Source organism: Streptomyces sp. BHT-5-2, assembly GCF_019774615.1.
Lineage (GTDB): Bacteria > Actinomycetota > Actinomycetes > Streptomycetales > Streptomycetaceae > Streptomyces.
On sequence record NZ_CP081496.1, the window covers coordinates 3,981,386 to 3,995,907 of the forward strand.

A 14,522-nucleotide genomic window follows, 5' to 3' on the forward strand; every position below is an offset into this window, starting at 1 on the left:
GCCGTCCCGGAAGATGTGAGTTGCCACATGGCAGACGAGAAGAAACTGGCCGACTATCTGAAGTGGGTCACGGCCGATCTGCAGAAAGCCCGCCACCGCATTGCGGAACTGGAGTCCGGTAGGCGGGAGCCGATCGCCATCGTGGGCATGGCCTGCCGTTTTCCCGGCGGGGTGTCGTCGGCCGACGACCTGTGGCGGTTGGTCGCCGACGGCCGCGACGCCGTCTCGGAGTTCCCGGCCGACCGCGGGTGGGACCTGGACGGCCTGTACGACGCCGACCCGGACACGCCGGGCACGTCCTACACCCGCGAGGGCGGATTCCTGGACGGGGCGGCCGAGTTCGACGCCGAGTTCTTCGGCGTCTCCCCGCGTGAGGCGCTCTCGATGGACCCCCAGCAGCGGGTGCTGCTGGAGACCGCCTGGGAGACGTTCGAGCAGGCGGGCATCGATCCGACCGCGCTGAAGGGCGCCGGCGTCGGCGTCTTCGTCGGGGCCGTGGACCAGAGTTATCTGGGGCTGGAGGGGCCCGAGGAGTTGGAGGGGTACCTGCTGACCGGCAAGCTCGGCAGCGTCGCGTCCGGTCGGGTCTCCTACTCGTTCGGCTTCGAGGGCCCCGCGGTCACGGTGGACACCGCGTGTTCGTCGTCGCTGGTCGCCCTGCATCTCGCGGCGGAGTCGCTGCGCCGCGGCGAGTCGGCGCTGGCGCTGGCCGGCGGCGTGACGATCAGTGGGACCCCGGGCGGGTACGTCGACTTCTCCAGGCAACGCGGCCTGGCCGCCGACGGCCGGTGCAAGTCCTTCGCGGCCGCCGCCGACGGCACCGGCTGGTCGGAGGGCGTGGGCCTGGTACTGGTGGAGCGGCTCTCCGACGCCCGGCGCAACGGGCACCGGGTGCTCGCCGTCCTGCGCGCGTCGGCGGTCAACCAGGACGGCGCCTCCAACGGGCTCACCGCGCCCAGCGGCCCGTCCCAGGAGCGCCTGATCCGCCGGGCACTGGCCGATGCCAGGCTGGACGCGTCCGACGTGGACGCGGTCGAGGCGCACGGTACCGGCACCCGGCTCGGCGACCCCATCGAGGCCCAGGCACTGCTGGCCACCTACGGCGCGGCGCACCCGCCGGAACGCCCGTTGTGGGTGGGCTCGTTGAAGTCCAACATCGGGCACGCGGTCGCCGCGGCCGGGGTGGGCGGGGTGATCAAGATGATCCAGGCGATCCGGCACGGCGTGCTGCCCAGGACACTGCACGTCGACCGGCCGACGCCGCTGGTCGACTGGTCGGCGGGCGCGGTCGAACTGCTCACCGAGCAGCGGCCCTGGCCGCGTACGGACCGGCCACGGCGGGCCGCGGTGTCGGCGTTCGGGGTGAGCGGCACCAACGCGCATGTGATCCTGGAGCAGGCGCCCGCGGCGGAGGAGGCCGAGGAGTCCGGTGCCGGGGCGCCGCTGCCGGCCGTGCCGTGGCTGCTGTCGGCCAAGTCCGCGCGGGCCGTGCGCGCCCAGGCGGACCGCCTCCTTTCCGCCGTCGAGCAGGACCCCGGGCTGTCCCCGGTGGATGTCGCCTACTCGTTGGCGACCACGCGTGCGGCGTTGGACCACCGGGCGGTGGTGGTGGGTACGGACCGGGAGTCGCTGCTGGCCGGTCTGCGCTCGTTCGCCCGGGACGACTCCGGCACCGCGGCGTCGCGCGTCGGGGCGGGCGCGGGCAAGGTGGGCTTCCTGTTCACCGGCCAGGGGGCCCAACGCATGGCGATGGGCCGGGAACTGCACCGGGAGTTCCCGGTGTTCGCCGAGGCGTTCGACGCGGTGTGCGCCCGGATCGACCCGCTCCTGGACCGCCCGTTGCGCGAGGTCGTCGCCGCCGGCGACCGGCTGCGGGAGACCGGGTACGCCCAGCCCGCGCTGTTCGCGTTCGAGGTCGCACTGTTCCGGCTGCTGGAATCGTGGGGTGTGCGGCCCGACTTCCTCGCCGGCCATTCGATCGGCGAGCTGGCCGCCGCCCATGTGGCGGGCGTGCTGTCGTTGGCGGACGCCGCGACGGTGGTCGCCGCCCGGGGCAGGCTGATGCAGCAACTGCCCGCGGGCGGGGCGATGGTGGCGCTGCAGGCCACCGCCGACGAGGTGCTGCCCCTGATCGCCGGCGGCGGGCAGGTGGGCATCGCCGCGATCAACGGCCCGTCGTCGACGGTGGTCTCCGGCGACCAGGACGTGGTCGGCGAGATCGCGGCCACCGTGCGGTCCTGGGGCCGCAAGGCCGCCCGGCTGGCGGTCAGCCACGCCTTCCACTCCCCCCATATGGCCCCGATGCTGGCGGAGTTCGGCCAGGTGGTGCGGCAGGTGACCCTGAACGCACCGAGCATCCCCCTCATGTCGACGGTCACCGGCCGGATCGCCAACGAAGCGGAGCTGTGCTCCCCGGAGTACTGGATCGACCAGGTACGGCAGCCGGTCCGCTTCCTCGACGCGGTCCGCGGCCTGGCCGAGCGGAACGTGACCACCATGGTGGAGGTGGGTCCGGCACCGGTGCTGTCGGCGCTGGTCGACGACTGCGTCGCCGACGGCGGACCGGTCGTGTCGGTGCCGGCCGTACGGGCCGCGCAGTCCGAGCACCGTGACGTCGTCACGGCCCTGGGCCGGTTGTGGACCGCCGGCGTCCGCGTCGACTGGCAGGCGTTCTTCGCCGCGTCGAAGCCCCGGCGGGTGGCACTGCCGACCTACGCCTTCCAGAGCAGGCGGTACTGGCTGGAGCCCGCCACCGCCGCGGCGGGAGCGGCAGGAGCGGCCGGAGCCGGCCTGCGGGCGGCCGACCACCCGCTGCTGGGCGCGGCGGTCGACCTCGCCGGCCGCGACGAGGTGGTCTTCACCGGCCTGCTGTCCTCACGTTCGGCCCCGTGGCTCGCCGGGCACGTCCTGTTCGGCGCCCCGGTGCTCCCGGCCTCCGCGCTGCTCGACATGGTGATCCGGGCGGGCGACGAGCTGGGCTGCACCGTCGTGGACGAGCTGGTGGTGCGGCGGCAGACCGCGCTGCCCGAGGGGACGCGCGTCCGGGTCCAGATCGCCGTCGGCCCCCCGGACCCGGCCGGCCGACGGCCGTTCACCGTGCACACCGGTGGTCATGAGGACCACCCGGCATGGACCGCCTGTGCCGAGGGCACGTTGAGCCGTGGCGGCCGGGAGGCTCCGTTCGACCTGGGTGCCTGGCCGCCCGCGGCCGCCGAGGAGGTGAGCGTCGACCGGGTGCGCGAACTCCGGGCGGCGGCCGGCTTCGCCGCCGGTCCGGCGGGTCCGGGCCCGTCGGCGGTCTGGCGCCGTGGCGGCGAGGTGTTCGCCGAGGTCGCGCTGGCCCCGGACACCGCGGTCGACGGCTTCGGACTGCATCCCGCGCTGCTGGACGCCGCGCTGCACTGCGCGGTCCTCGTCGGGCGGCCCGGCGCCGCCGTGCGGTGGCGTGGAGTCCGTCTGCACGCGGTCGGCGCCTCCGCGGTCCGCGTCCGGATCGCTCCCGGCCCCGACGGCTCGCTGACGGTGCAGCTCGTCGCCCCCTCCGGTCGGCCGGTCGCGTCCGTCGACGCCGTCGTCGTCCGCCCGGTCGAGCGGGACGAGATCGGCGCGGCACGCGCACGTCCCCACGACTCGCTGTTCCAGGTCGCCTGGAACCCGGTCGCCCTGCGGCACCGCACCGACCGCACCGCGTGGGCGCTGCTGGACACCGACGGCGGCCGCCTCGACCTCGCGGGCTGCCCGCGGTTCGACGACGCGGCGGCGGCGCTGGACTCCGCGGCCGCCCTCGACGCGGTGCTCGCCCCCTTCGTGTTCCCGCCGGGCGGCGACGTGGCGGCGCGGGCACGGGACGCCGCGCAGCGGGCGTTGACGCTCGCGCAGTCCTGGCCGGCCGACGACCGTGCGGGCGACACCCCGCTGGTCGTGGTGACCAGGGGCGCGGTGTCCACCGGCCGGGGCGCCGACCGCCGCGAGGGGGTCCGTGACCTCGTCGCCGCACCGGTCTGGGGTCTGCTGCGCTCGGCGCAGTCGGAGATGCCCGGCCGGATCGTCCTGGTCGACCTGGACGACGACCCGGCGTCGATGGCGGCCCTGCCCGCGGTCCTGGCGTCCGGCGAACCGCAGGCCGCGGTCCGGGGCGGCACGGTGTTCGTGCCCCGCCTGACCCGGCTCGCGCCGGCGTCCGCCGGACCGGCGTCGGACCGGCCGGCGTCCGGACCGTGGCGCCCCGGCGGCACCGTCCTGATCACCGGCGGCACCGGCGCGCTCGGCGCGCTCTTCGCCCGGCACCTCGTCCGCGCGCACGGTGTGTCCCACCTGATGCTCGTCAGCCGCCGCGGTCCGGACGCTCCCGGCGCGGCCGACCTGGTCGACGAACTGGCCGGGCTCGGCGCCCAGGTGACGGTCGCCGCCTGCGACGTCGCCGACCGGGACGCGCTCGCCCGGTTGCTGGCGACCGTCCCCGTCGACCACCCGCTCACCGGGATCGTGCACACCGCCGGCGTGCTCGACGACGGGATGATCGCGGCCCTGGGGCCCGACCGGCTGGCGGGCGTGCTGCGCCCCAAGGTGGACGCGGCCTGGAACCTGCACCAACTCACCCTCGGCCACGATCTGTCCGCCTTCGTCCTGTTCTCCTCCATCGCCGGTGTCCTGGGCGGTTCCGGACAGGCCAACTACGCCGCGGCCAACACGTTCCTCGACGCCCTGGCCGAACACCGCGCCGGACTGGGGCTGCCCGCGACCTCGCTGGCCTGGGGCCTGTGGGCGAACACCGGCGGCATGGGCGGGCACCTGGGCGAGGCCGATCTGAAGCGGATCGCCCGCTCCGGACTGCTCGCGGTCACCGAGGACGACGGCCCCGGGCTGATGGACGCCGCGCTGCGCCTGGAGCGGGCGGCACTGGTGGCCACGCCCCTGCACGTACCCGCACTGCGCGCCCGAAACGACCAAGTACCCCTGGTTTTCGGCGACTTGGCGCGTACCGCGGCCCGGCCCACCGTGCAGGAGTCACTCGCCGCGACGGAGTCGCTCACCGAACGCCTGTCGGGCCTGCCGGAGGAACGGCGGCAGGAGGCCGCCCTGGACTTCGTCCGCGACCAGGTCGCGCTGGTGCTCGGCCATCCCGACACGAGCGCCGTCGGAACGGACCGGCTCCTCGCCGACCTGGGATTCGACTCGCTCACCTCGGTCGAACTCCGCAACCGGCTCGCCGCCGCGACCGGTGTCCGGCTGCCGGCCTCCGTGGTCTTCGAGCACCCCACACCGGCCGCACTGGCCGAGCACCTCTGCGCCGAGCTGCTCGGCGCCGCGGCCGACGACCCGGCGCCCGCACGTCCCACGACGGACTTCCACGCCGAGGTGCACCTCCCCGACGACGTGCAACCGGCCGAGGAAGTCTCCCAAGTGGCCGTCGACCCGCGGGAGATCCTGCTGACCGGCGCCACCGGGTTCCTCGGCGCGTTCCTCCTGCGCGACCTGATGCGGTCGACCACGGCCCGGGTGCACTGCCTGGTGCGCGGCACCGACCGGCCGCACGCGGTGCAGCGACTGCGCACGGAACTGACGTGGTATCAGGTCTGGGACGAGATCGACCCGGATCGCCTCTCCGTGGTCGTCGGTGACCTCGCGGCGCCGGGGCTGGGCCTGGCCGAGGCCGACTTCGACGACCTGGCGCGCCGCGTCGACGTCGTCTACCACGCCGGGGCGGCGGTCAACTGGCTGTGGTCCTACCACGACCTCGCGGCGGCCAACGTCGCCGGACTCCGTGACGTGCTGCGGCTGGCGGCCCGGCACCGGACCGTCCCGGTGCACCATGTGTCGAGCACCGGGGTGTTCCCCGACGCCGCCGCCGGCGGGGGCACACCGCTCAAGGAGACCGACCCGACCGGCCCCCCGGAGGCGCTGTCCACCGGCTACCGGCAGAGCAAGTGGGTGGCCGAACAGATCATCCACATCGCGCGGGAGCGCGGGCTTCCGGTCTCGGTGTACCGCGCGGACGTCGTCTGCGGCGACCAGGTCAACGGTGCCTGCCAGACCCGTGACTTCGTCTGGCTGAGCCTCAAGGGAATGATCCAGGCGGGCGGGGCGCCCGCCGGGCTGTCCGGGTCCGTCCACATGGTGCCGGTGGACTACGTCAGCGCGGCCGTCGTGGCGCTCTCCCAGCAGCCCGACGGCGCGAGCCGGACGTTCCATCTGTACAACAAGGGAGACGCCGGGTACGCCGAGTTCCTGGAGCACCTGCGGGCGTTCGGGTATCCGCTGCGCGAGATGAGTCCGGACGCCTGGCGGGAGCGGGTGCTGGCGGACCCCGACAACGCCGTCCGCCCCCTGCTCGACACGCTGCTGCTGATCGCCGAGGGCCGGAACGCCGCCCCCGCGATGGATGTGACGGAGACGGAGCGGGCGCTGGCCGGTACCGGAATCCAGTGCCCGCCCATCGACAAGAACCTCTTCGAGCGGTTCGTGGACTTCTTCGTCGGGTCCGGATATCTGCCGGCGCCGCGGAACGGCGGTGCCCGGCCATGACAGACGTGCTGCGTTGCGATGACCGACCCGCTGTGATCCCGGGAGAGAAAATGCAGGTGGATATCAGTCCGGTGGCCGCCGTGCGGGAGGTGGCGAACCGGCCCTGCGCGGGCCCCGCCCTCCGGTACGAGGGCGTCGAGACGAGTTACCCCGCCCTCGTCGAACGCGCCGGGCGACTGGCCGAGGCCCTGGCCGCCGGCGGTGTGACGAAGGGCTGCCGGATCGCCTACCTCGGGCTGAACAGCCCGACCCTCCTGACGACCTATCTGGCGAGTGCCTGGCTCGGGGCCGTCTTCGTCCCGGTGAACCACCTGCTGAAGCCCGACGAGGTGTCGGAGGTCCTGCGGGACTGCGACGCGCACACGCTCGTCGTGGAACCCGGGCACCGGGCCGTCGTCGACGCCACCGGAGCGGCGACCGGGCACCTGCGCCGGCTGCTCGTCGACGACGATCCCGCGGCCGCGCCGACCGGCCTGCCGGTCGACTCGCCGGCCGGATCGCCCGGTTCCCCGTGGACACCGCTCAGCACGGCCCTCTCCCGGGCCGCCCACCCGCCGCGGGAGCCGGTGCCGTGCCGGGCCGACGACCTCGCGGTCCTCCTCTACACCTCCGGCACGACCGGCCGCGCCAAGGGCGTGCGGCTCACCCACGGGAACATCTGGTGGAACGGGGCCAACGTCGGCTGGGCCACCGGCACTTCCGGGCGCGAGGTCAACCTGATCGTCACCCCGCTGTTCCACATCGGCGGGCTGAACTGCTTCACCCTGCGCACCCTCGCCCAGGGCGGCACCAATGTGATCCGCCGGACGTTCGATCCGGACCGGACGCTGCGGGACCTGGTCGAGCTCGGGGTCGAGGCGTTCTTCGGAGTCCCTTCCGTGTACGCGGCACTGGCCAGGGTGCCCGGCTTCGCGGACGCCGACCTGTCGCGGCTGCGGACCGCCGTCGTGGCCGGCGCACCGGTGCCGCGACGGCTGATCCAGGACTACGCGGACCGGGGGCTGACGCTCCAGCAGGCGTGGGGCCTGACCGAGACCGCGCCCTTCGCGACCCACCTGCCGGCGGACCTGACCCTCGCCAAGGCCGGTTCCGCGGGACGCGCCATGCCGTTCACCGAGGTACGCCTCGTCGATCAGGCAAGCGGCGACGTGCTCACCGAGCCGGACGTCTGGGGCGAGGTGTGCGTCCGCGGTCCCAACGTCACACCGGGCTACTGGCGCGACCGCGAGGCCACCGAGGCGGCGTTCGCCGACGGCTGGTTCCACAGCGGCGACGTCGGCTACTTCGACGCCGACGGCTGCCTGTTCATCGTCGACCGGCTCAAGAACATGCTCATCACCAGCGGCGAGAACGTCTATCCCGCCGAGGTCGAACGCGCCCTGGCCGGCTGCCCGGGCATGGTGGAGGTCGCCGTCGTCGGCGCGCCGCACGCCACCCGGGGCGAGGCGGTGGTCGCCGTGGCGGTCCGGGCCGAGGGCGCCGAACTCACCCTGGACGCGGTCCGGGCATACGCGGCCCCCCGCCTGGCTTCCTACAAACTGCCGGTGCGACTGCACCTGGTCGAGGCGCTCCCGCGCAACGCCGCCGGAAAGGTCGACACCCGGTCGCTGCGGGCGAGCCTGCCGGCCGCCGAGCACCGGCCGTCCCCGGCGCCCGGCCGCCCCCGGGAGGACCTGCGCCTGCGGCAGCTGGTGGAGTCGGCGACCACCGCCGCCCTGGGATACGTACCCCCCGGCCTCCGCGACCGCGCCACGTTCGCCGAGATGGGGGTGGACTCGCTCGCCGCGGTGGAGATCCGCGACCGCCTGGCCACGACGACCGGGATCACGCTCCCCGCCGCGCTCGTCTTCGACCACCCCACGCCCGCCGCCCTGGCCGACCAGTTGCGTCGGCTACTGCACGACGAGGCACCCCACCACGACCCGGCACCCGTCGTGGCCGACTCGGCGGATCCGGTGGCGATCGTCGGGATGGGGGTGCGGCTTCCGGGCGGCGTGGGGGACCCCGAGGAGTTGTGGGAGCTGCTGGAGCGGGGCGGGGACGCGATCTCGGAGTTCCCGACCGACCGCGGTTGGGACCTGGCGGCCCTCCACGACCCGGACCCGGCCGCCGTGGGCAGGTCGTCCACCCGCCACGGCGGATTCCTGCACGGGGCCGCCCTGTTCGACGCGGAGTTCTTCCGGATCTCCCCGCGCGAGGCCCTGGCGATGGACCCGCAGCAACGGCTGCTGCTGGAGACCTCGTGGGAGGCGTTGGAGCACGCGGGCATCGACCCGACCGGGTTGTGGGGCCAGGACGTCGGCGTGTTCATGGGCCTGTACGCCAACGGGTACGCCGACCGCCTCCCCGTGGGCGACGACCTGGACGGCTACCGCACGACCGGCGGCCTGACGAGCGTCGCCGCCGGGCGTCTGGCGTACGTGCTGGGCGTGGAGGGCCCGACGCTGGCGGTGGACACGGCCTGCTCGTCGTCGTTGGTGGCCCTGCATCTGGCCGTCCGGGCGCTGCGGTCGGGCGAGTGCTCGATGGCGCTGGCCGGCGGTGTGACGGTGATGGCCGGGCCGGACGGGTTCATCGAATTCTCCCGCCAGCGCGGGCTGGCGGCGGACGGGCGGTGCAAGTCCTTCTCGGAGGCCGCGGACGGCACGGCGTGGAGCGAGGGCGCGGGCGTTCTGGTGCTGGAACGCCTCTCCGACGCCCGCCGCCACGGCCACGACGTGCTGGCGGTCGTACGGGGGTCGGCGGTCAACCAGGACGGCGCGTCCAACGGTCTGACCGCCCCGAACGGCCCGTCCCAGCAGCGGGTGATCCGGCGCGCGCTGGCCGACGCCGGGGTGTCGGCCGATGGCGTCGACGCCGTCGAGGCGCATGGCACCGGCACGGTGCTGGGCGACCCGATCGAGGCCGAGGCCCTCGTCGCCGCCTACGGCCCGGGCCGTGAACACCCCCTGCTGCTCGGCTCGTTGAAGTCGAACGTCGGCCACACCCAGGCCGCGGCCGGCGTGGCCGGAGTGATCAAGATGGCACTGGCCCTGGAACGCGGCGTCCTGCCCAGGACCCTGCACGCCGACCGGCCCTCCTCGAAGATCGACTGGTCGTCTGGGGCGGTGGAACTGCTGGCCCGGCAGCGCGCCTGGCCCGACCGGGACCGCCCCCGCCGAGCGGCCGTGTCGGCGTTCGGGATCAGCGGCACCAACGCCCATGTGATCCTTGAACAGGCACCCGAGAGCACACCGGAATCCGCCGGCGACGGCCCGGCCGCGGACGCGCCTGCGACGCTGCCGATCGTGGTGTCGGCCCGCTCGGCGCAGGCTCTGGCGGAGCACGCCGGGCGACTGGCCGCCGCGCTGGACAAGGGGGTGCGCCTGGGCGACCTGGCCTGCTCCCTGGCGACCCGGGCCGTGTGGGAGCACCGTGCCGTGGTCGTCACCGACGACCGGAACCGGGCGCTGACCGCCCTGCGGGCACTGGCCGCCGGGCAGCCCGCCCCGGACACGGTGACCGGCCCGGCCGGAACGGGCGGCGACCCCGGCCGCACGGTGTTCGTCTTCCCCGGCCAGGGCGCACACTGGGCCGCCGCCGGCCGTGAACTACGCGACACCGAGCCGGAGTTCGCCGCGCGGATGGCCGAGTGCGAAAAGGCGCTGGCTCCGCATCTGCACCGCGCGTTGTCCGACCTCCTCGACGACGCCGGGAGCGGATGGACCGGATCCGCAACAGAGCCTGCGGATGCCACCGCCCCGGCCTCCTTCGCCGTGATGGTGTCACTGGCGGCCCTGTGGCAGTCGTGCGGCGTCCACCCCGATGCCGTACTGGGCCACGCCGTGGGCGAGATCGCCGCGGCATGCGTCGCCGGCGCCCTGTCGCTCGACGACGCCGCGCACCTGGTGGCATGGCACGGCCGGGCACTCGCGGCCGACCCGGCAGGACCCGACGGGCCACGCCCGACCGCACTCCTCGACGGCCTCCGGCCATGCGCACCTGACGTGCCGTGGTACTCCGCGGTGGCGGGTGACTGGGTGACCGACCCCGTCGACCGCGAGCACTGGGCCCGCAACCTGCGGCAGCCGGCAGAGTTCGAGGCGGCGACCCGTGCGCTGGTGGAGCAGGGCTTCGGCACGTTCATCGAGCTCGGCGCGGAACCGGCGGTGACCCCCAGCATCGCGAACACCCTTGAGGACAGCGGGACGGCCGGTGTCGCGTTCGGGACCGTGCATCGCGGGCGGCGCGACCGGACGCGGTTCGTGCACTCGTCGGCCGAGCTGTTCGTGCGGGGAGTCGCGGTGGACTGGGCGCCGCTGCTGCGCGGGAGCGGCCGGCGGGTGCCGCTGCCGACCTACCCGTTCCAGCGCCGTCACTTCTGGTGGAAGCCGACCGGCAACGACGTCGGGGCGCCCGCCCGCACGGAGAGTGCCGCGGCGGGCCATGCCGATCGCGAGGATGCTCTGTTGCGGATCGAGTGGACCAGGCCGCAGACGCCCGGGGGCCGCCCCGTACCGGTGACGACGGTAACCGGCGCACCGGACCTCCCGGCACTGGACGGGACGGCGAGGTGGCTGCTCCTGTCCCCCGACGATGCCGCGGAGCCGTCGGCGGCCCCGGATCCCGAGCGCGCCCGCGCCGCGGTCAACCGCGTGCTGGACGTGGTCCAGGCGTTCCTGGCCGCACCCGGTCTGCGGGCCGGAAGCCTGGTGATCGGCACCCGGCGTGCTGTGGCCGTCGGGGAAGGTGATCCGGTCGACCCGGCCCAGTCCGCGGTCTGGGGTCTGGTCCGCAGCGCTCAACGGGAGAACCCGGGCCGGATCCTGCTCGCCGACCTCGACACCGCGCCCGGACAGGAGCCTGCCGCCCTGGCGGCCGTGCTGGAGGCGATGGTCGCCGAAGGCGAGTCGCAGTTCGCCATCCGCGACGGGGCGGTCCGGGTGCCTCGGCTGGTGCGAGCGGTGGAGGACGGGCCGACGGTCCAGCGGGCCGTGGGGGACGAGTCGGTCGTCCCGGGACGGCTCGACCCCCACGGCACGGTGTTGATCACCGGCGGGACCGGCATGCTGGGTGGCCTGGTGGCCCGGCACGCCGTGGCCGTCCACGGGGTGCGGAGCCTGGTGCTGGCGTCCCGCCGGGGCATGGGGGCCGTCGGCGCGGAGGCCCTCTGCCGGGAACTGCGCGGCCGGGGCGTGCGCGTCGAGGTCGTCTCAGGTGACCTCGCCGACCGCGAGCAGGTGCGCACGCTGTTGGCACACGTCCCCGACGACGCGCCGTTGACCGCCGTGGTCCACGCCGCGGGCGTGCTGGACGACGGCCTGGTCACCGCGCTGAGCGCCGAGCGGATCGACCGGGTGTTCCGGGCGAAGGTCGACGCGGCGGTGTGGCTGGACGAACTGACCCGTGACCTCCGGTTGGACGCGTTCGTGCTCTTCTCCTCCCTCGCCGGTGTGCTGGGCAACGCCGGCCAGGCCAACTACGCCGCGGCCAACACGTTCCTCGACGCGCTGGCGCACCGCCGCCGGGCAGCGGGTCTGCCGGCGACGTCACTGGCATGGGGGCTGTGGGACGGCGAGGCCGGCATGGCGGGACACCTGGACCAGGCCGATCTGGCCCGGGCGGCCCGCCTGGGAGTACTGGCCCTCGACCGCGACCAGGGTCTGCGGCTGATGGACACCGGCCTGGCGTCCCCCCGGGCCGCCCTCGCGCCGGTGGCGCTGGACCTCTCGGCCCTGCGCCGCCAGGCCCAGTCCGATCGACTGCCGCCGATCTGGCAGGAGTTGATCGGCCAGGTGGAGCAGCACGACACACCGACCGCCGGGGAGCCGCTCCGGCCGAGCGACCCCGAACCCGTCAGGAGCCCCGGCAGCCTGGTGGGTCCGGCCGACCTGACCGACCTGGCCGCTCTGGTCGGCCTGGTGCGCGACGAGGCCACGGCGATCCTCGGCTACGCCGAGTCCGAGCGGATCGGCGGCGAGCAGTCGTTCCAGGACGCCGGCATCGACTCGCTGTCCGCGGTCGAACTACAGGAGCGGCTGACCGCGGTGACCGGTGTCGAACTCCCCGCGACGTTGGTGTTCGACCACCCCACCCCCGCCGCCGTCGCCGACTACCTGCGGACGCAGCTGACCCACGACGACCAACGGCCCGGACTCGCCGAACTCGACTCGCTGGAGGAGGCGCTCACCGAGCTCCCGGCGGACGAGGAGGTCCGCCGCCGGATCGCGGAGCGCCTGCACCGGATGCTCGACCGGGTGAACCGGGATCTCGGCACCACGGAGTCGACGGGCGCTTCCGAGCAACTCGACTTCACCACGGACGACGAACTTTTCGACTTCATAGAGAAGAAATTCTGAACCCCATCGAGAAGGAGCCGGCACGAATATGTCCTCGAACACCCCCGCAACCGACCCGTCGGGAACGAACACGGCCGAACTCTCGGAACCGTACATGACCGGATTGCTGTCCTCCTTGGGGCTTGCGGTCGAGTACGTCCGCGCCACCGGGAACACGCTCTACCGCCGCGACGAGGCCGGCGAGGAAAAAGCCGTACTCGACATGGTCGGCGGCTACGGCTCGACGATTCTCGGGCACAACAACCCGGACGTGCTCGGGTACGCGAAGTCCCTCCTGGAAGCACACGTACCGGTACATGCGCAGTTCGCCTCGCACCCGCACGCGAACGACGTGGCACGAAAGCTCAACGCCATACTCCAGCGTGAACTGGGCGGCGCCGAACCCTACTTCGCCGTCTTCGCCAACACCGGGGCGGAGGCCGTCGAAGTAGCCGTCAAACACGCCGAACTCGACCGCGTGAAGAAGGTGGCCGCACTCCGCAAGGAACTGGAAGAGGGCCTCGAACAGGCAGGCTCGGCGGTGGCCGACGGCGCCGCCGCACTGACCGACACCACATTCGAGGAACTCGACGCCCTGGGCGTACCGGCGGCGCACGGCACCGGAATCGACCACCTGTTGGACACCGTCAAGCGCCTCAACGAGGAGCGCGTGCAGACCCCGCCGGTCCTCCTCGCCCTCCAGGGCTCCTTCCACGGAAAACTGATCGGCAGCGTCCAGCTCACGCACAACCCGTCGGTCCGGCTCCCCTTCCAAGCCCTGGCCGGGCAGTGCCGGTTCGTGCCGGTCGACCAGCCCGACGCGCTGGCCCAGATCGTGAAGAACGAACGCAGAACACTCCTCGGCCTGGCCGTCGCCAACGGCGTCGTGCACGTCGCCGAACGCGATCTGCCGAACTTCTGTGCCTTCTTGCTGGAACCCATCCAGGGCGAGGCCGGCATCAATGTGCTCGACGAGGAGGCCGCCCGACGCATCCAACGCACCTGCGCGGCCATCGACTGCCCCGTCATCATCGACGAGGTCCAGAGCGGCATGGGGCGCTCGGGTGCCTTCTTCGCCAGCTCCAGCATCGGCATACGGGGCGACTACTACACGCTCTCCAAAAGCCTGGGCGGCGGAATAGCCAAGGCGTCGATCGCGCTGATCCGTGGATCGCGCTACCGCACGGACTTCGAGCTGATGCACAGCTCGACCTTCGCCAAGGACGGATTCTCCACCCTCATCGCAGGAAAGGTCATCGACCTCCTGGAGCAGAACGACGGCGAGGCGTACCGACTGGCCGAGGAAAGAGGAAACCGGCTGCTGTCGGAACTACGGGCGATCCACGCCGACTTCCCCGACGTCGTCAAGGAGGTCCGGGGCAAGGGCTTGATGATCGGCATGGAGTTCCACGACCAGTCCGACGCCCCCTCGGCGGCGATCCGGGAGCAGGCGAGCCTCTTCGGCTATGTCGCCGCCGGCTATCTCCTGCGCACACATTCCCTGCGGGTCTTCCCGACGGCGAGCGCCGTGAACACCCTCCGCTTCGAACCGTCCATCCACCTCACCGACGCCGAGATCGACCAGGTCGCCACCGCCCTGCGCGATCTGTGCACCGTCCTCCACACCCGGGACGACAGCCGCCTGTTCGGCGTCTGAGGAACCAACCCGCGCCCGGCCGC

The 14,522-nt window shown here is 73.6% G+C and carries 3 protein-coding genes; all 3 read left to right on the forward strand.

Going from position 1 to position 14,522, the window contains the following annotated elements; genetic code table 11:
• Positions 1–15: 15 nt before the first annotated feature.
• From K2224_RS17815 to K2224_RS17825, 3 genes are read left to right on the forward strand one after another with little or no spacing between them, the layout of a single operon-like run.
• Positions 16–6,525 (forward strand): type I polyketide synthase, encoded by a 6,510-nt coding sequence (locus K2224_RS17815; protein WP_399018875.1) that lies wholly within the window; start codon positions 16–18, stop codon positions 6,523–6,525.
• Between the two features lie 50 nt (positions 6,526–6,575).
• Positions 6,576–12,863: a type I polyketide synthase gene (locus K2224_RS17820; protein ID WP_221907503.1), complete on the forward strand. Its 6,288-nt coding sequence runs from the start codon at positions 6,576–6,578 to the stop codon at positions 12,861–12,863.
• 28 nt (positions 12,864–12,891) lie between these two features.
• On the forward strand, positions 12,892–14,499 hold the full coding sequence (locus tag K2224_RS17825) for an aspartate aminotransferase family protein (RefSeq protein ID WP_260692747.1): 1,608 nt from the start codon (positions 12,892–12,894) through the stop codon (positions 14,497–14,499).
• Positions 14,500–14,522: the final 23 nt, after the last annotated feature.

What these genes read in the sequence shown, in the direction of transcription:
- K2224_RS17825 (WP_260692747.1), top strand. Translation starts at nt 12,892, where the DNA reads ATGTCCTCGAACACCCCCGCAACCGACCCGTCGGGAACGAACACGGCC.
- K2224_RS17820 (WP_221907503.1), top strand. Translation starts at nt 6,576, where the DNA reads ATGCAGGTGGATATCAGTCCGGTGGCCGCCGTGCGGGAGGTGGCGAAC.